Annotated in this window: 14 protein-coding genes; 6 read left to right on the forward strand and 8 right to left on the reverse strand. The window is 51.9% G+C overall.

Going from position 1 to position 17,937, the window contains the following annotated elements; translation table 11 throughout:
• The first annotated feature begins 45 nt into the window (after positions 1-45).
• Both nifJ and E4T81_RS02815 read left to right on the forward strand, forming a co-directional pair.
• The gene (gene nifJ, locus E4T81_RS02810; RefSeq protein ID WP_371683031.1) at positions 46-3,555 is read left to right on the forward strand and encodes a pyruvate:ferredoxin (flavodoxin) oxidoreductase; all 3,510 of its coding nucleotides are present in this window, start codon (positions 46-48) and stop codon (positions 3,553-3,555) included.
• Positions 3,556-3,586: 31 nt separating this feature from the next.
• On the forward strand, positions 3,587-3,781 hold the full coding sequence (locus E4T81_RS02815; RefSeq protein WP_135041173.1) for a hypothetical protein: 195 nt from the start codon (positions 3,587-3,589) through the stop codon (positions 3,779-3,781).
• A 98-nt stretch (positions 3,782-3,879) separates the two neighbouring features.
• Here the strand turns inward: E4T81_RS02815 and E4T81_RS02820 are convergent, their stop codons facing one another.
• Positions 3,880-6,270: a hypothetical protein gene (locus E4T81_RS02820; RefSeq protein WP_135041175.1), complete on the reverse strand. Its 2,391-nt coding sequence runs from the start codon at positions 6,268-6,270 to the stop codon at positions 3,880-3,882.
• 109 nt (positions 6,271-6,379) lie between these two features.
• Here E4T81_RS02820 and E4T81_RS02825 point away from each other — a divergent pair, with 109 nt between their 5' ends.
• Complete coding sequence (locus tag E4T81_RS02825; protein ID WP_135041177.1) at positions 6,380-6,805, forward strand: hypothetical protein; 426 nt, start codon at positions 6,380-6,382, stop codon at positions 6,803-6,805.
• A 3-nt stretch (positions 6,806-6,808) separates the two neighbouring features.
• On the opposite strand, the gene E4T81_RS02830 is transcribed toward E4T81_RS02825, so the two are convergent.
• From E4T81_RS02830 to E4T81_RS02845, 4 genes are all read right to left on the reverse strand, one after another.
• The gene (locus tag E4T81_RS02830; protein ID WP_167761606.1) at positions 6,809-8,803 is read right to left on the reverse strand and encodes a glycoside hydrolase family 2 protein; all 1,995 of its coding nucleotides are present in this window, start codon (positions 8,801-8,803) and stop codon (positions 6,809-6,811) included.
• A 285-nt stretch (positions 8,804-9,088) separates the two neighbouring features.
• Positions 9,089-9,748, reverse strand: a complete 660-nt coding sequence (locus E4T81_RS02835) for a helix-turn-helix domain-containing protein (RefSeq protein WP_135041181.1) — start codon at positions 9,746-9,748, stop codon at positions 9,089-9,091.
• Between the two features lie 15 nt (positions 9,749-9,763).
• A complete protein-coding gene (locus E4T81_RS02840; protein WP_135041183.1) occupies positions 9,764-10,246 on the reverse strand; it encodes an S-ribosylhomocysteine lyase in 483 nt (160 codons plus the stop codon).
• A 5-nt stretch (positions 10,247-10,251) separates the two neighbouring features.
• Positions 10,252-10,932, reverse strand: coding sequence for a 5'-methylthioadenosine/adenosylhomocysteine nucleosidase (locus tag E4T81_RS02845; RefSeq protein ID WP_135041185.1), 681 nt, complete (start codon positions 10,930-10,932; stop codon positions 10,252-10,254).
• Positions 10,933-11,031: 99 nt separating this feature from the next.
• On the opposite strand from E4T81_RS02845, the gene E4T81_RS02850 reads away from it, so the two are divergent.
• Both E4T81_RS02850 and E4T81_RS02855 read left to right on the forward strand, forming a co-directional pair.
• Positions 11,032-11,700 (forward strand): B3/4 domain-containing protein, encoded by a 669-nt coding sequence (locus E4T81_RS02850; protein ID WP_135041187.1) that lies wholly within the window; start codon positions 11,032-11,034, stop codon positions 11,698-11,700.
• Positions 11,701-11,730: 30 nt separating this feature from the next.
• Positions 11,731-12,384 (forward strand): hypothetical protein, encoded by a 654-nt coding sequence (locus tag E4T81_RS02855; RefSeq protein ID WP_135041189.1) that lies wholly within the window; start codon positions 11,731-11,733, stop codon positions 12,382-12,384.
• On the opposite strand, the gene E4T81_RS02860 is transcribed toward E4T81_RS02855, so the two are convergent.
• Together E4T81_RS02860 and E4T81_RS02865 are read right to left on the reverse strand one after the other, a co-directional pair.
• Positions 12,379-12,762, reverse strand: a complete 384-nt coding sequence (locus tag E4T81_RS02860) for a DUF3037 domain-containing protein (protein ID WP_135041191.1) — start codon at positions 12,760-12,762, stop codon at positions 12,379-12,381. The two genes, E4T81_RS02855 and E4T81_RS02860, sit on opposite strands and share 6 nt — an antisense overlap.
• Positions 12,740-13,522, reverse strand: a complete 783-nt coding sequence (locus tag E4T81_RS02865; protein WP_135041334.1) for a HipA family kinase — start codon at positions 13,520-13,522, stop codon at positions 12,740-12,742. The genes E4T81_RS02860 and E4T81_RS02865 overlap by 23 nt, the downstream gene beginning before the upstream one ends.
• 167 nt (positions 13,523-13,689) lie before the next feature.
• On the opposite strand from E4T81_RS02865, the gene E4T81_RS02870 reads away from it, so the two are divergent.
• Positions 13,690-15,660, forward strand: coding sequence for a heavy metal translocating P-type ATPase (locus E4T81_RS02870; protein WP_135041192.1), 1,971 nt, complete (start codon positions 13,690-13,692; stop codon positions 15,658-15,660).
• Here E4T81_RS02870 and E4T81_RS02875 read toward each other — a convergent pair.
• Positions 15,654-17,861, reverse strand: a complete 2,208-nt coding sequence (locus E4T81_RS02875) for a DUF2339 domain-containing protein (RefSeq protein WP_135041194.1) — start codon at positions 17,859-17,861, stop codon at positions 15,654-15,656. The two genes, E4T81_RS02870 and E4T81_RS02875, sit on opposite strands and share 7 nt — an antisense overlap.
• Positions 17,862-17,937: the final 76 nt, after the last annotated feature.

Consider the following 17,937-nt stretch of genomic DNA (forward strand, 5'->3'; position numbering starts at 1 on the left):
TTCTTGACCTGTGATGGTAATCAGGCTGCAGCACATGTGAGCTACATGTTCTCTGAAGTAGCAGCTATTTACCCCATCACCCCCTCTTCCACAATGGCAGAGTATGTAGATGAATGGGCTGCCGCAGGTCGTAAAAACATCTTTGGCGAGACCGTTCTTGTGCAGGAGATGCAATCAGAAGGCGGAGCTGCCGGTGCCGTTCACGGTTCACTTCAGGCAGGTGCCCTCACCACCACCTACACAGCTTCTCAGGGTCTTCTCCTGATGATTCCCAATATGTATAAGATAGCAGGTGAATTGCTCCCTTGCGTGTTCCACGTATCGGCTCGTACACTTGCTTCTCACGCATTAAGCATCTTCGGCGACCACCAGGACGTAATGTCTGTGCGTCAGACCGGTTTTGCAATGCTTGCCGAAGGTTCTGTACAGGAAGTAATGGACCTCTCAGGCGTAGCTCATCTTGCAACTATCAAGTCACGTGTGCCTTTCGTCAACTTCTTCGACGGATTCCGCACATCTCATGAGATACAGAAAATCGAGGCTCTTGAAAACGATGACCTCGCTCCCCTCTTGGACCGCGAGGCGCTTGCCGATTTCCGCAACCGCGCCCTTAACCCCAACAACCCCGTAGCACGCGGTATGGCAGAAAACGGCGACGTATTCTTCCAGCACCGTGAGGCATGCAACAAGTATTACGAGGCTGTTCCCGAGATTGTAGAAGACTACATGAACAAGATTTCCGAGATTACCGGCCGCAAATACGGCTTGTTCAACTACTACGGAGATCCCGAGGCTGAGCGCGTGATTATCGCCATGGGTTCAGTGACCCAGGCTGCTCAGGAGGCTATCGACTACCTGCTGTCACAGGGCGAGAAGGTAGGTCTTGTATCAGTTCACCTCTACCGTCCCTTCTCTGCTAAACACTTCCTTGCAGCAGTTCCCAAGACCGCCAAGAAGATTGCAGTCCTTGACCGCACCAAAGAACCCGGAGCCAACGGCGAGCCCCTTTACCTTGACGTTGTCGAGTGTTACCGCGGCGTAGAAAACGCTCCGCTTATCGTAGGCGGTCGCTACGGTCTTGCTTCAAAGGACACTACTCCCGCACAGATTCTTTCAGTATACGAAAACCTTTCTCTTCCCACTCCCAAGAACCAGTTCACTCTTGGTATCGTAGACGACGTGACCTTCATGTCTCTCCCGATGAAGGAAGAGGTTGCTCTCGGTGACCCCAGCACATATGAGGCTAAGTTCTTCGGTCTTGGTGCTGACGGAACCGTAGGTGCCAACAAGAACTCTGTAAAGATTATCGGAGAAAACACCAACAAGTATTGCCAGGCTTACTTCGCTTACGACTCAAAGAAGTCAGGCGGTTTCACCTGCTCTCACCTCCGTTTCGGCGACAAGCCCATCCGCTCTACTTACCTGGTGACCACTCCCAACTTCGTGGCATGCCACGTACAGGCTTACCTTCACATGTATGACGTGACCCGCGGTCTCCGCGACAACGGTACATTCCTTCTCAACACAATCTGGGAAGGCGAGGAGCTTGCAAAGAATCTCCCCAACAAGGTTAAGCGTTACTTTGCTGAACACAACATCAGCATCTACTATATCAACGCGACCAAGATTGCACAGGAGATAGGTCTCGGCAACCGCACCAACACCATTCTTCAGTCAGCATTCTTCCGCATCACCGAAGTAATCCCCGTTGACCTTGCAATCGAGCAGATGAAGAAGTTCATCGTCAAGAGCTACGGCAAGAAGGGTCAGGATGTGGTTGACAAGAACTACGCTGCAGTTGACCGTGGCGGTGAATACAAGAAGCTTGAAATCGATCCGGCATGGAAGAACCTTCAGGACGAACCGGCTGTAGCCAACAACGATCCTGAATTTATCAACAAGGTAGTGCGCCCCATCAACGCTCAGGACGGCGACCTCCTTCCCGTATCGGCATTTGTAAACGAGCCCGACGGCACCTGGTATCAGGGTACCGCGAAGTATGAGAAGCGCGGCGTTGCAGCTTTCGTTCCCGAGTGGGTTGAAGAAAACTGTATCCAGTGTAACAAGTGTGCTTACGTTTGTCCTCACGCTGCTATCCGTCCCTTCGTAATCACTCCGGAAGAGATGGCAAAGGCTCCGTTTGGAGAAGACGCCACTATCCCCGCTATCGGCAAGACATTCACCGGCATGCGCTTCATGCAGGCTGTAGACGTGCTTGACTGTCTCGGTTGCAGCAACTGTGTTGATGTATGTCCGGGCAAGAAGGGCGAAAAGGCTCTCGTCATGAAGCCTCTTGAAACTCAGCTTGACATCCAGAAGAACTGGGATTACTGCGTTGCCGACGTTAAGTCAAAGGCAAGCCTCGTTGACGTAAAGGCCAACGTTAAGAACTCTCAGTTTGCAACTCCGCTGTTTGAATTCTCCGGCGCATGCTCAGGCTGCGGTGAGACTCCTTATGTAAAACTTATCACCCAGCTCTTCGGTGACCGCGAAATCGTGGCAAACGCTACCGGATGTAGCTCAATCTACTCAGGCTCAGTGCCTTCTACTCCTTACACCAAGGACGAGAACGGTCGTGGTCCGGCGTGGGCTAACTCACTCTTCGAGGACTTCTGCGAGTTTGGTCTCGGTATGACACTTGCCAACGAGAAGATGCGTGAGCGCCTCGACGCTGATGTACGTGCCCTCCTCGACTGCCCCAAGTGCAGCGACGAAATCAAGGCGCTCGCTACCCAGTGGCTCGACGAGAAAGACAACGCTGACCGCAGCCGCGAAATCTCTGACAAGCTTGTTCCCCTTATGGAAGCTTGCGGATGTGACGCATGCAAGAAGGTTCTTGAGCTCAAGCACTTCCTCATCAAGCGCAGCCAGTGGATCATCGGTGGTGACGGTGCATCTTACGACATAGGCTTCGGCGGTCTTGACCACGTTATCGCATCAGGCAAGGATGTCAACATCCTCGTACTCGATACCGAGGTTTACTCTAACACCGGTGGTCAGTCATCAAAGGCAACCCCGCTTGGAGCAATCGCCAAGTTTGCCGCTTCAGGTAAGCGCATCCGTAAAAAAGACCTCGGTCTTATCGCCACTACCTACGGCTATGTATATGTAGCTCAGATCGCAATGGGTGCCGACCAGGCTCAGACCCTCAAGGCTATCCGCGAGGCAGAAGCTTACGACGGTCCTTCATTGATCATCGCTTACGCTCCCTGTATCAACCACGGTATCAAGGCAGGTATGGGCAAGGCTCAGCAGGAAGAAGCCAACGCAGTTGCTTGCGGTTACTGGCACCTCTGGCGCTACAACCCCGCTGCAGAGCTTGAAGGCAAGAACCCCTTCACCCTCGACAGCAAGCAGCCTAACTGGGATGAGTTTGAAAACTTCCTCAAGGGCGAGGTTCGTTACGCATCAGTAATGAAGCAGTATCCCGCAGAAGCAGCCGAACTCTTCGCTGAAGCCAAGGCTAACGCACAGTGGCGCTACAACAACTACCGTCGTCTCTCTCAGCAGCAGTGGGGAGTTGACCCGGAAGTTGAGACCCTCGAAAACAAGTAATCCAAAACTTACTTAAATAACCGGCGGGGTTGTGTCGCTCGACACAACCCCGCTTCTTTTTACCCCGACCTCAACATCTTATCGCATATCATCTACGGCAAAAATCATGCGCCCTGACGGCAAGATTATATATACGGGCAACGACACTTCTGTAAATTCGTTAGCAACAGGCTGCTATTTTGTCATCATTGACAATGTATCGACATTTAAAGTCATAGTCCATTAACGGCAGTATTATTCTAATGGGAATGGCGCTCAAAAGGTCTTTAAGTCCTTTTTGAGCGCCATTTATTAGAGTAATGCAGCTGCACTTGGAGCCGGCTCTTACTGCCAGGTGACAGCGAGGGAGCGCAGGAGGGTTGCGCTTGCGCCCCAGGAACCGGTATGCTGCACGCCGATACCGCCGAAATCATTGGGTGAGATGGTAGCGGAGAGAGCCACATCCTTTACCAATCCGGGACGGTGGGGCTCCGGCACGTCAAGCGTGTTATTGACCGATGCAATCAGACGGTCACCCTTGACATCAAGTCTTATCCTGCAACCTTTGCGATAGCACACTGCCGAGACCGGCTCGCTGATAGGCGTCGCCACACCATGCTCATATTTCATAAGCACGAAGTCGACAGCCTTGTCATTTTTGACCGTGCGGATTATGCGAAGCGCATAGCCTGTGAGCGTGGCGGCATCAAATTTCACATACACATCCATGTACTGCCCTGTGGCGCTGCCAAAGCCTTGCCCGGCAGTCTTGCAGGGATCCACGTCAAGCGTCAGCGACATGTCGCCATACTTAGCTCCGACAGGATGATAAAGCAGACGCGCCCCGCGGGTGTTCTGCATCAGACCTTCTGATTTTGCCGCACCGTCGATTCCATTGCCGTAATACCAACTGTTACGCGGATCGGGCACCCACTCAAACTCCGCGGTATCAAGCGGTTTAAACGCATCGACAGTCCAGAAGCCGGGAATCACCAATGGCTGGCAGTCAGTGACAAAATCATGGAAATCAGTCATCAGTGTGCGTGATTCGCCCACTCCCTCCACCGGATTGGGGGTAACCGCGCTCACAGGCTCGCCGTAATCAGAACGTACATGTCTCGGCGCCGCAGCGGCTATGACATAATATCCATTGTCGGCGGCAGTGAGGGTATACTCAAGTTTGGGGAGATCATGACGCGACACCGCCACGGGTATGGCGTCACTGCCATCAGCCGACTTGGCGCGATACCATGTCACTGACGACATATCCTTCCTGCCGCCAAGGTCAAGCCCGTATGCCACGCGAAGTTTATTGCCATCGGCTACTATCACCGGCTCAGAGGTAAATGAAGGAGAAGGCAACAACGGAGGACACACCGTGACTTCACACTCCGCCTCAAGCCCTTCCTTTGTCAAAGCCTTGATGTTGACTTTTTGTGGCATCTCGCCGCTATTCCGCCCTATAACGGTAAGCTCGCCGGGATTATAAATCCGCATGTCGACACACATGTCACACCCCTCAACGGCCTCCCACCAGGTAAAATACTTGTCACTCTTAATCACCAGCGTATCCTTTCCGGTCTCCAGCCGCGCGACGCGCTTATCGATTGACAGCATGGTCGGTTGCGATGCAAGATTAGTAGTGTCCCGGTTTAACGGATTCCACCCGTCATCTCCCTTCACAAGATTATATACATTGTAGGTATCACCACATTTATAAGCCTCAAGGAGGGGTTTGCCGGTCATGACTACCGTCTGTCGCGGATGCTCCTTACCTATCACTACCTGCTTGCCGTTGAGCGTGACATTATGCTGATAGCAACGCAGGTCGGGAGTCGGGTCCTGCGTCCAGCCGAGATACAGCCCGGGGTCGTCGGATGTCCAGCGGCAGTCGACCATAGCCACATGGCTTCCAGCCTTTACAAGATACTGGCGTCCGCGTGTCTTGGAATGGATGTCGCAATCAAGAAAGCATGCACCCTGTGCATAGGTATTGTAAAACGGCTTTCCGCTGAAAAAAGTAAAGCGGCAGCCAAGATAGACGCCTGTGCCACACAAAGCGTCATCAGTACATTCAAAGTAACACCGGTCAAACAGGATACGCTTTGCCCCGGCGAAAGGACACAGGTTCAACCGGCTTATAAAGCGGCAGTTGCGCGCCACGTAGCGGTCACCGTCACATATCACCAGCTGAGCCTGCACGATTGCATCCTCCCTCTTTTTCCTGTTGAGCGAGGGGTCACGCGGATACACCAAATCTACGTTACAGTAATTGCCAAATGTAAGGTTTTCCACCAGTATGTCGCTGCCGGTTATATGCAGCATAGTAAAATTACCCACGGCACCCTGGGTCTGCCCGCGATTGCAGGCGAGCACCACATCTTCAGGGTTGTCACTCAACCCGACGAGGCGAAGATGGCTCAGATTCACCTTCATTCCAAACGGCGTCGAGCCTCCCTTCTCCGGGCGTCTCACCTCCGGATCGTCAGGGTCATCAATCCAGTACACACCGGGGGCTATCTTTATCACAAGCGGATTTTCTTCGGTATACGCGTATTGCCGCTGCATGTTTTCAGCCTCGACAAGCGCGTCGCGCAACGAATTGAAATAGGTATCGTCGGCACAAGCCTCATCATCGTCAAGCGAAGAGTCAACGTAAAGCTCATGATGCTGCGCCGACGCGGGCAGCAAGGCAAATAGAGCCAGCAGCAGGGTAAACATAGTGTTCTTATTCATGGTCAAGGTATTTTTTTCAAAATTAATATATTTTCCCGACTATACACCCACCAATTATTCAAATTTATTTACATATATTTGCAGACCATCTTAAAAAAACTGGAATGACATGAAAAGAATCAGATACCGCCGCAACAATATATACAGCTACTGGTACTATGCCATATTTTTCCTGACCATATTCATAGTAGCAATCATTGCAGGAGAGCTCACACTGTCGCTTATCTATTTCGGTCTGCTCGCAGTATTGTCGTTTATATACATATTTGGCGAAGGCTACTCAGTGGAGGACGACAATCTTATAGTGTACACGTTTTTTCACGGCACACGTTACCCGATAAGAAAAATCACGCGCATACGCTATATCGAGAAGCAGATTCCGCTGCTCGGCAAGCGCACGCATCTCGCAGTCAGTTTCAGCGACCGGTCGGTATTGAAAAGCACGTCACCGATGAGCATTTCCGTAAAAGACAGCGACAGCCTTGTAAGCGAGCTGCTAAACGTCAATCCCGACATACAGGTAATACGCCCGTAAGCATCAGCGCAAAACCTTTACGCAACTGTCGCGGCTCACAGAGTCAGTGACCACAATCTCATTGGCGCCCTTGCCCAGTGGCACTCCGCGCCATGTCATGACATTTACCTCGTCAGGCTCCGCCACGCCATATGAGACACCATTGACAGTAAGCCCGGCAGCGCCACGGTTGCCAAACGCCATAATGTCAACTGTCGGTGACTCGACATTACGGTTACGGCGTCCGGCGATATACAGCACCGGCTCATCCCTATTCCAGTTAGCCTTATAGAAATAATACGCATCCTTTTTAATCGTGCGGTCATAAGTCACGAGTCCCTTGTCATTACGCCCGAAAGTATCTCCTTCCTTTCTGCCTGCCGATGAAAAGTCGGCAAGACACCATATAAAATTACACCACAGGAAATCCCGGCGGCTCAATATCTTCCAGTTTTCTATGTGATAATAGGTCTGCCAATTTTCAGGATGCCATTGTCCCCACGGTTCAGGATGCACCAGTGAATCAGATTGCTGAAACACACTTGCACCCGCTCCATATTCGCTTATTCCCATAGCCCGGTCAGGATGAGCGGCATGCTCCGCGTCAATCCAGTCAGCCATATCGGCGGGATTATCCCCGTACCATCCGAAATATTTATTAAAGGCGATATATGACGGTATTGAATTAAATGAGTCGTTCTGGTTACTTGCCCCTATAGTAGGGCGTGTAGGGTCGATAGCCCTCGCAAGCGAATCCAGCGATGCAATCATGCCGCCAACCGGCTCCATCCATCCTGAATTTGCCTCGTTGAAGAGCCCCCAGGCAAGTACACACGGATGATTAAACTTCTGATAGACCAACTCCTTCAGCTGCATCTTCAGATTTTCTTCATATGCAGGATTGGAAATATAAATGTTGACAAACGGCAGCTCCGTCCATGCGACAAGACCGGCTAAATCCATCCGGTCATACATCTCTTCCGAGTGAGGATAGTGAGCAAGACGGAGCGCATTACATCCCAGGTCAAGTGCCATATCAACCGTTTCGTCAAAATCCTCAGCCCTGTATGCCGCGCCTCTCTCGGCGCGGTCCTGATGCACATTGGCGCCTACAAGGCGGCAACGCTCTCCATTCAGGTAAAAGCCCTTGTCAGCGTCAGCTCCGTAATAACGCAGCCCGACATTGACACTCCGGCTGTCAACCGTCATTCCATCCTTTTCAAGCCTGACAATCCCTTTATACATAAACGGATCAGCGACACCATTCCAAAGACGAGGATTGGCAACCGACATCTTCATTGCCACAACACCGTCGGAAGCGACTGCGGCAGACCGCGCAGCAGCAACGGTGTCATCACCGTCCGTCAGTTCGGCAACCACAGTATAGTCTTTGTAGCCTTGTCCGGTATCGGAAAGATGAACTTCCACATCTATTTCGGCAGCATCGGCAGAGACAAAGCGCTGAGCGAAAAACACCCCGTCGGAAGCATAAAAATCAGGAGCAATACAAACGGGAGCCGTAACCAGAAGTTCGACGCCGCGTGTAAGTCCGCCGAATATGTTGAAATCACCGCTTATAGGAGCCACATCAGACACCGGCGAATTATTGACCACAATATCCAGTTTATGACTTTTCCCGGGAGTGACATGTCGTGACAGCTCGACGACAAAAGCCGTATAGCCACCACGGTGCTGACCGATCCAGCGGTTGTCGACAAAGATGTCGGCGACGGTCTGTGCGGCATTAACTTTCAGGAAATACCGACTTTCTTCACCCGTGACCGGAATATCCAACATTTTAGTATAAGTAGCCGATCCACGATAATAATCACCGCCAAACATACCGTCAGCTGTATTCCAGGAATGAGGCAGGTCGACAGTCTCGCCATCATTGGCATTACCGAAACCGGAACCCTTCTTGAACTTCCACCCTGTGTCGAGACTCACCTGCTCCATAGCGGAAGATGCGACCGACATGACCAATGCAATCCCGAAAGCGACTATATTTTTAATTGCCATATATTTAAGGTTAACATGTTTAAAGACAAATATAGTCATTATTTTTTACAAAAGCAAAGCGAGACCGCTGTCTTCCCAGACCGGCAGTCCCGCTGTATAAAACAATAGCTTTAAGAATAAAATAGACTACTCCGTTAAAAACTGTCTGTAGTTATTGAGTAAGCTTCTTTTATCGTTTATTCGTATAATTATCCGAATGCAAAGTTACTACACCCGTGCAAACTTCACCATACCTAAATTTAGGTAATATTCACTTGCTTTCAGCCCAGTAATAATCAAAATTGATTAGCTGACGCGCACAATCTTGAATTCCGTGCTGGTATAAACGAAGTCAATGACACCAACGGCATACAGTTTCACCACTATATCCTCAGCTGCGGCACGGCTTATATGGGTGCCGGTCATATAATCCTCAACCGTCGTCATTCCCCACTCGTCAAGATAGTCAAGGAGGGCAGTCTCCTTTTCAGAAAGAGAAAACACCATCCCCTCCTCCGCTTCCTCGACGTGACGCCAAGCCTTGACCATGACAGGATGTGCGACAATGTTCTCGTCCTTTACACGGTAGTAGGCGCGCCATGTCCCGTCGACACTTTTTGAATATACCGGACGACGGTCAGCCTTCAGAATATCGGCGCGTAGCACCACCGCACCGTTATCAACCCTGAACGCAGTAATCTTGACTTCCTGAGGCGGATTGCAGAACATCTGCGCTGCCTGTTCAATGACATAGATGTCTTCATCGCTGCGCACACCGGCTATATTACCGTTGTCCTTAACCCCGACAAGCAGCCTGCCACCGTCATTGTTGGCAAACGCGGAGATGGAATGGGCTATCTTGGCGGCATCAGTTATGGCAAACTTAAAGTCCTGATGCTCATGCTCTCCCTCCATTATAAGCGAATGGATGTAATACTTCCCTTTTATAGGTTGTAAATCCTTCATTGTCGTCGGGCGGCTTTATTCAGGATATACGAGCTGAGAAGGCGTGATGCAGTCAAGCACCTCGTCAAGAAAACGACGCGCCTCTTTCCTCGCCCCAACCTGATCCATATAGCTGTAGTTGCCGCAGTCTCTCGGTGTGGCTCCCGGTATCTCGCCCTCATAATCAGCGATAAAGCGGAATGTCTCACGCATAAGTTCGACGACATCGCGACTGTCGTAGTCGCCACTCAGCAGCAGATAGTTGCCCGTGCGACACCCCATCGGACCCCAGTACACCACCCTGTCGCGCCACTCTGCATGATTGCGGAGATAAGTGGCGGCAAGATGTTCTATGGCGTGGAGCACCTCGCCCGGTAAAGCCTCCTGACGGTTAGGCTCGGTCATGCGTATGTCAAATGTGGTTATCACATCGCCGCTTGGCGTGATGTCCTTGCGAGACACATATATTCCTCTTTGCAAAGTAAGGTGATTGACCGTAAAACTCGCTATTTTATCCATGAGATTCAAAGAGTTTCAAGTAATGATACAAGCACGTCAAATGTGTGACGCGGCGCGTCATCCCAGAATGTGGCATACTGAGCCGCATTATCGGCGGCACCGGGGGTGTCACTTATTACACGTATACTGAGAAACGGCACTTTTTTCAGATAACAAGCCTGCGCGATAGCCGCCGACTCCATGTCAACCGCCATGACGTCGGGATATATCTCCTTTATCGCGGCAAGCCCCTCTACGCTGTCGACAAACTGGTCGCCGCTCGCTATCAGACCTCGCTTCACGCCGTCACGGTCAAACACCGGAGATGCAAGCACGCCTGCCGGCGCCTCAAAATATTGAGGCAACCCCTGCACACATCCTCGAGGGGCGCCACACGGACCACACCACACGTCATGATATGCCACCCTGTCGCCTACCACCACGTCAAGTATTTTGGCTCCGTAGCCTGTGCCGCCGGCAACACCGGAGTTTATCACAAGACCGGGAGCAGCAGCCCCGATAAGCGTCAATGCGCCTATAGCCGCGTTGACCTTGCCTATGCCACACTGCATCACCGTCACCTCATGGTTGCCGAGACGCCCTTCATAAAGCGCGATGTCATTGACAGTGTTGTCGTTATATTCATTCAAGAGAGGCAGCAAAAGGTCAAGTTCCTTCTGCATAGCCACTATTATACCTATTTTCATGATTTCCAAGTTGTGATTCAGAGTGCTAAATTACGAATTTTTTAGATGGTACACAATCGGAAAAATCTTACCTTTGTATCTGATTAACCAAAACAGCCTATGAATTTAGTTATTGAGGAGTGTGTGGGCGACATTGCCCCCGACCTTCAAGTCATAATGATAGAGGCAGATGTAACCAACGAGCCTACGACTCCCGCGCTCAAAGAAGAGCTTGAGCAAACAGCCGCCGACATTGCCGGCAAATACACGATGCCCGACATCAACAAGCGAAAAGGCATTGCCGCTACAAGGGCGGCATACAAGGCTCTCGGCAAAGAGCCCAACCGCTATCGCCCGTCGTGTGAGGCAATGTGCCGACGCGTTGTAAAAGGGACCGGATTATATTACATCAATAATCTTGTCGACCTCATAAATGTGTTGTCGATGGCGTCAGGTTACTCTATCGGAGGCTTCGACCTTGCAAAAATTGACGGCGACACATTGAGTCTCGGCGCCGGACGCGATGGCGAGCCCTTTGAAGGAATAGGGCGCGGTCAACTTAACATCCACTGCCTGCCCGTCTATCGTGACGCCACCGGAGGCATCGGTACTCCCACAAGCGACAACGAGCGCACAAAAATCGACCTTGACACGACTCGCCTGCTGATGTGTATCAACATCTACGGTGAAGAGATGCCGGTTGACGAGACCGAGGCCTATGCCGTCGACCTGCTTAAACGCCACGCAGCGGCACGCAACATAAAAGTGACCCGTCACTCTGTTAAATGACATTTTTAAACAACATATAACCGTAACAAAATGAGACATCTTCTATTAACCCTGACCATACTCTTCTCTTCTGTTGCCCTCAGCGCGGCTACTGCCCAGTTCAAGCGCATCTGGATTGAAACCAATGTGGAAAAAGACGGCGAAAGAGGACTGATGATACATGCCGACTTCGACCTGAACGGAGCAAAAGACAAAATCGTGCAGTGTCAGGCTATATTTTACGCCACTCCCGGAGGCCGCGCGCTGCGCGACATAAACGACCGCTACCGCCTGTCGCCTTCGTTGAACTATGTATCGTCGTCAGCCTACATGAAAGCCAAGACCAACGCCATGGACATCGAGGACATGGAGGTATTCATCCCTGCCGACGAGCTTCACCTTAAAAACCAAAGAAAATATCGCATCTATGTCAAGATGTCGATATACACCGACCCGGGAAAGACAGGCGAATTTCTTGCCGAGAGCGACTACATCCCGTTTCTCATTGACATGAGCGACCTGCAAGGTTCAGGCGAGCGATTTGACTATGACCCGACCAAGCCCGTAGTCATCCCCGAGCTTCCCAAGGTAAAACAGGAAGAAAAACCGGCAGTAAAGAAAGAGCAGCAAGCCGACAACGACGAGCCTAAACGCGACAAGAAAGGCAGAATCAAGCCGAAGAAGGGCAAGGTGTTTATCTCATAACACCAGCTCTTCAAAAAGGCGGTCAAATGTCGCGTCAAGATTATCGGTCTTGCCGGGATGGGGGCGCGATGTCTGTATACATGCGCTCCTCACCGCTGTAAGCCATCTGAAGCGTTCCTCGACAGGATTAGCCGCCATCGGTCCCGCCGACGGCTTTCCTTCCGCGACGGCAATCACTCCGTCAAGCTGACGGAGTATCTCTCCATGACTCAATTCGTTATCAAACACGCTCATGCGCTTTGCGTCAACATTGACTGCGGCGCGTATCCAGCGTCGGCGCTTACTCATCATGATAAGCCCCACGTTGATAAACTCATCGCGCTCCACCCTTGGCAGATAGCGCAACACGGCATATTCATATAAGTGACTTTCTTGCATTGACCGCTTCGTTTACAAATACACTTGAATTTTTCAGCCTCGTGGAGAGAAACTGCTTATAGACATCACGCAACTCATCCGGGGTCACGTCCCCACCCTCCCGGTCAAGCCATTCGTCAGGTATAAGGTCGACAATCCGGTCAAGGGTGCGCGGAGTGATTTTCTGACGCAACAACTTGTCGGCTTCCTCAATCCTTGACGCCTTACGGAGCAGCGCATGGTCCTTTATATAGCTGAACGGCGACACCGCCGCTTTCTCCCAATCACGCCATGAATGATGGAAATACAATGCCGCACCGTGGTCTATCAGCCACGTCTCCCCATGCCACACAAGCATGTTGGTATTCTTTACCGTGCGGTCCACATTGGTTATAAAAGCGTCAAGCCACACAATCCGTGAGGCAAGCATCTCATCAACTGGATTTACATACGGGTCCACCGTCAGAGCCCCCGACAGGAAGTGCAGTCCGAGATTAAGCCCACGGCTCGCCTTCAGCAGGTCCTGTATCTCCTCGTCACCCTCGGCCCTGCCGAAATCCTCGTCAAGATCAAGCATCACGAGCTCAGGCACCCTGAACCCGAGCGCCCTCGCTATCTCGCCGCCAATAAGCTCGGCAATCAATGCCTTTTCCCCGTGACCTGCACCGCGAAATTTCACCACATACTTAAATCCGTCATCAGCCTCGGCAAGAGCCGGCAATGAACCGCCCTCACGCAATGGCGTGATGTAGCGCGTAACCTGCTGTCGTCTCAATTCCATCATAAATTATCTTTTGCAAATATAACAAACTTTTCCATAAAAAGACGCGGTCGCATATCCTCCCATGCCCCTAACGTGATGTTTGACGATTAATTGCATAGGCGGATATTTGAAACCAGGTTGCAAAACTTTCCATGTAATTTTGCTGTATATAAAACAAGAAGATTATGGGACATTGCAACTGTAACAACAACACTGCCACCCACAGCCACGGACATCACCACGGGCAGCACGGACATCACCACGGGCATGGCGAGGGACACTCATTAGCAGCTCCGGCGCTGTCGCTCGTGATGCTTGTAGCCGGGCTCATTATGGAGCACACGGGACTAAGCTTTTTTGCAGGGAGCGAGACGACGCGCCTCATATGGTATATCGCGGCATTTCTTCCTGTCGGAGTCCCTGTAATCAAAGCCGCCGCCGCAAGCATCAGTGCAGGCGACTACTTCAATGAGTTTTCGCTAATGGCGATAGCTTGCATCGGCTCATTCTGCATACGTGAATACCCCGAGGCTGTAGGAGTAATGTTGTTCTACTCCATCGGAGAGACATTGCAGGACAAAGCCGTAGGCAGAGCCACGCGAAACATATCACGCCTGCTTGACGTCAGGGGCGAACACGCGACAGTGATACGCGACGGAAAGGCTGTCGTCACAATCCCCGAAGATGTAACCGTAGGCGAGCTTATTGAGGTACATCCCGGAGAGCGTGTACCTCTCGACGGCACGCTCGCAAGCGACAATGCCACCTTCGACACCTCTGCGCTCACCGGCGAAAGCATGCCACGCGAAATATCACGCGGCGAAGAGGTGCTTGCCGGAATGATCTCCTCCACGAAAACGGCAAGAATCACCGTCACCCGACCATATGCCGACAGCGCCCTGTCACGCATACTCGACCTTGTAAACAATGCCCAGACGCGCAAAGCGCCCGCTGAGATGTTCATCCGCAAGTTTGCGCGGGTCTACACTCCGGCAGTGCTTGTGCTTGCGCTGCTTGTCGTCACGGTGCCGGCGCTCGTCTCGCTGATAAATCACGGGTTCCATTACGACTTCTCGGAATGGGTCTACCGCGCCCTGGTGTTTCTTGTAATCTCATGCCCGTGTGCCCTCGTGATCAGCGTCCCGCTCGGCTACTTTGCCGGCATAGGAGCCGCCTCGCGCAAAGGCATCCTGTTTAAAGGCGGCAACTATCTTGAGGCTATCACCACGATTGACACTGTAGCATTTGACAAGACAGGAACGCTCACCACCGGTCAGTTCAGCGTGACAGAAACAGAGAGCGACACTATCGGTAACCGCGAGATGCTGGCTCTTCTCGCCGCAGCCGAGACAGGCAGCACCCACCCTCTTGCCAAAGCGATTGTCAATTACGTGGAGTCGCTCGGCATAACAATTCCGGCGGCTGAAGAGGTGCAAGAAATAGCCGGTCACGGCATACGCGCCTCCATCGGGGGTAACGATGTAATCGCAGGAAATCTCAGGTTGCTCGATTCAGAAAACATACCCTATCCGGAAAGTGTAAGCCACTCGGGCACCACTATAATAGCCTGCGCGATAAACGGGAAATATGCAGGATATGTAGCGCTTGCCGACACGATAAAAGATGACGCCAAGGCAACGGTCGAAGGGCTACGCAATCTCGGTGTCAGCGATGTGGTGATGCTCTCGGGCGACAGAAAAGAGACAGTAAGCGACTATGCCCGCCGGCTTGGCATCACGGAAGCCTACGGCGCACTTCTCCCCCAAGACAAAGCGGCATACATCGAGCGGAAGAGGACAGTCGAGCGAAGAAAAACCGCATTTGTAGGCGACGGCATGAACGACGCGCCGGTGCTCGCCATCAGCGATGTCGGCATCGCAATGGGCGGTCTCGGCTCTGACGCCGCGATAGAAAGCGCCGACGTAGTGATACAGACCGACAGGCCGTCGCGACTGCTTACCGCGATAAGAATCGGACGGACCACTCACGCGATAGTAACCGAAAACATCGTCGGCGCCATCGCCATAAAGGTCATAATCCTCGTGCTCGGCGCCTTAGGCTACGCTTCGCTCTGGGCGGCTGTGTTCGCCGATGTAGGCGTGGCACTCCTTGCCGTAGTCAACTCGATGCGCATACTCTGGAAAAAATATCAGTGACGCGATTCATCGTCAAGAAGCACCCCGCGCAGCCGCTGATAGAAAAATGACACCACAAGCAGTATCGCGCCAAGCAGGATGAACACAACGATACGCCCTACAGGAGCCATGCGCCACAGGTCATACACGCCGAGTTTCAGAATCACTACCCCAAACGTGCATAACGCGATAACGCGTAACAGGCGTGAGTGAAGGCGCATGCCTAAAGCAATCTGCACGGCGCCGGCGAGAGCGAGTGTCACAGATATGCCGGCACTGTGGAGCCTCCCGAGATGAAGCGACGACAGCACCACCGAAGTGACAAGCAGCGCAAACAATACCGCTGATACATTATAATACACCATATACCATTTATAACTCAGCGGAGCGGCAGGCAAGCCTTTGCAGAACCGGTCAAATCCATTCACCGCCAACACTGCCGACAAGACAATGATGGCACAATATTGAGGCACATATAACAGAAGAGGCACGTCATCGCCTGTATAACCTCCGACGTGCATCGCCACAACCACGATTGCGGGAAGCGCAAATGCCCCGTAGCTGTCATGGCGAAATGCCAATGTCACCACGAGCATCACTGCCGCGAGGCTCAGCAACGCCACTCCACGGTAAGCTGCATACAGGAAGTAATGATAATAGATAAAGCCGGCCCCCATAAGCATCAAGACCGCACCACACCACAGCGACGCAACAAAAAGAAACCGCCCGGCAGCGACATAGCCCGAGGACATGACAGGAAGATAACGCCTGACAATCACTGCAGCGAACCATAAGGCGATGCCCGAAAGGAGATAAGAAGCACCTACACTGACCGGAGCGCCCCAGAAACACTCGTCACCGACAATCCCGGTAATAATCAGTGCCGACACGAGCGGCACAGAAATGACAAGCGTGACCACAAGATACAGACGCCGCCCTGTGTGGCAGAAGAGCCACGCAGTCAATGAAGCGTAGACGGCAAGAGATACAATCCGCACACACGGGTCACTGAACTGCATGAAAATGGCAATCAGAATAAATCCGCAAGCTGTCGCCAGGAGTATATTACTGACAACACGGTCGACAGCCGTCCTGTAATACCGGAAAAATATAATAAGATTAAGCACAGCTCCGGCAAGAGCCACTATGCCGCGTACCGGTTCAAGAAACCCGATTTTCCTGACAAGATACATCGCGAAACCGATGTAGGCGAAGTCATTTAACACCATCGCCGCTGTCAGCAGCCATGTCATCGACGACTTTTTCCCGTCGCGGCGCAGCACTGTCACAAGCGGCAGCGAGAACAATACAAGATAAAGCACAAAGAAGAGCAGCGCAAATCCCGCCGAGCCCCTGACTGCAGGCGTCGCGATGACGGTCAATGACGCGACATAGGTAAACAGACATGACAGCGGAGGCAGCAAAAGCCAGTTTTTACGCAGCGTCACGACAAACATCGCCACGTCAAGCAACGCCATGTATCCGAAAAGGAAAAACACGTTACCACCGCTGTCGCCGGCTATGAACGGAGCCACGAAGCCGCCTATAAGAGCCGTGACGGCAAGCTCCTTCCTGTCAAAACGCAAAGCGACAGCAACCATAGCCGCAGTCAAGGCGACAAGTATGCCCATCGCCAACGCCGAGCCGAAGAGCGAATAAAGATTATAGCCGATGCCCACGCTCGCAAAGCAGATGGCAAAACCACCGCCGGCAAGCAGGGATGAAAATTTACGATAATTGTCACGAAGACGGTAAGCCACAGCCCACAGGCCAAGTCCCGCAGCCATGCCGAGCAACGTGCGCGCAACCTCGTTTATCCAGTCGCGGTCGATGGCATACTTGACAAAGAAGCTTACGCCTATTATCAGCACGAGGATTCCGATTTTACTGAACAGGTTTTCACCTATCAGTCGCTCGATATTGCGCGTCCTGCCCATTGTGGCAGGTTCGGCCTCAGCCATCGGCGAAGGTGGCACCGGAGGTATCACAACCACAGGAGGCACAGGCGGTATCTCCGGAGGCAGCTCCGGTTCTGGCGCTGTCTCAAAATAAAGTTCATCATCGACAGCGATGTCAATATCGGGTTCGTCAACCTGACTCCACGACTTTTCATCATGCGACATGATGTTTCGGAGTTCCGACTTAATTTCCGAAATCTCACTCTTCAGGTTCAAGAGCAACACCATTATCACCACCAGAAGAAAAAAGCCTATTATCTCCATTGCTACTGAAATTTTTAATGTGGTAAGCCGTTCATTTTCCCAAATATAACAATTCTCTGGCTCAATTCAAAAAAAT

The sequence above is a fragment of the Barnesiella sp. WM24 genome, from assembly GCF_004570975.1.
Taxonomy (GTDB): domain Bacteria; phylum Bacteroidota; class Bacteroidia; order Bacteroidales; family Muribaculaceae; genus Muribaculum.

Bases quoted from the DNA above. Each gene is read 5' to 3' on its own strand.
- nifJ (WP_371683031.1), top strand. From the start codon at position 46: ATGTTCTCTGAAGTAGCAGCTATTTACCCCATCACCCCCTCTTCCACA.
- E4T81_RS02820 (WP_135041175.1), bottom strand. From the start codon at position 6,270: ATGAATAAGAACACTATGTTTACCCTGCTGCTGGCTCTATTTGCCTTG.
- E4T81_RS02825 (WP_135041177.1), top strand. From the start codon at position 6,380: ATGAAAAGAATCAGATACCGCCGCAACAATATATACAGCTACTGGTAC.
- E4T81_RS02830 (WP_167761606.1), bottom strand. From the start codon at position 8,803: ATGGCAATTAAAAATATAGTCGCTTTCGGGATTGCATTGGTCATGTCG.
- E4T81_RS02835 (WP_135041181.1), bottom strand. From the start codon at position 9,748: ATGAAGGATTTACAACCTATAAAAGGGAAGTATTACATCCATTCGCTT.
- E4T81_RS02840 (WP_135041183.1), bottom strand. From the start codon at position 10,246: ATGGATAAAATAGCGAGTTTTACGGTCAATCACCTTACTTTGCAAAGA.
- E4T81_RS02845 (WP_135041185.1), bottom strand. From the start codon at position 10,932: ATGAAAATAGGTATAATAGTGGCTATGCAGAAGGAACTTGACCTTTTG.
- E4T81_RS02850 (WP_135041187.1), top strand. From the start codon at position 11,032: ATGAATTTAGTTATTGAGGAGTGTGTGGGCGACATTGCCCCCGACCTT.
- E4T81_RS02855 (WP_135041189.1), top strand. From the start codon at position 11,731: ATGAGACATCTTCTATTAACCCTGACCATACTCTTCTCTTCTGTTGCC.
- E4T81_RS02860 (WP_135041191.1), bottom strand. From the start codon at position 12,762: ATGCAAGAAAGTCACTTATATGAATATGCCGTGTTGCGCTATCTGCCA.
- E4T81_RS02865 (WP_135041334.1), bottom strand. From the start codon at position 13,522: ATGGAATTGAGACGACAGCAGGTTACGCGCTACATCACGCCATTGCGT.
- E4T81_RS02870 (WP_135041192.1), top strand. From the start codon at position 13,690: ATGGGACATTGCAACTGTAACAACAACACTGCCACCCACAGCCACGGA.
- E4T81_RS02875 (WP_135041194.1), bottom strand. From the start codon at position 17,861: ATGGAGATAATAGGCTTTTTTCTTCTGGTGGTGATAATGGTGTTGCTC.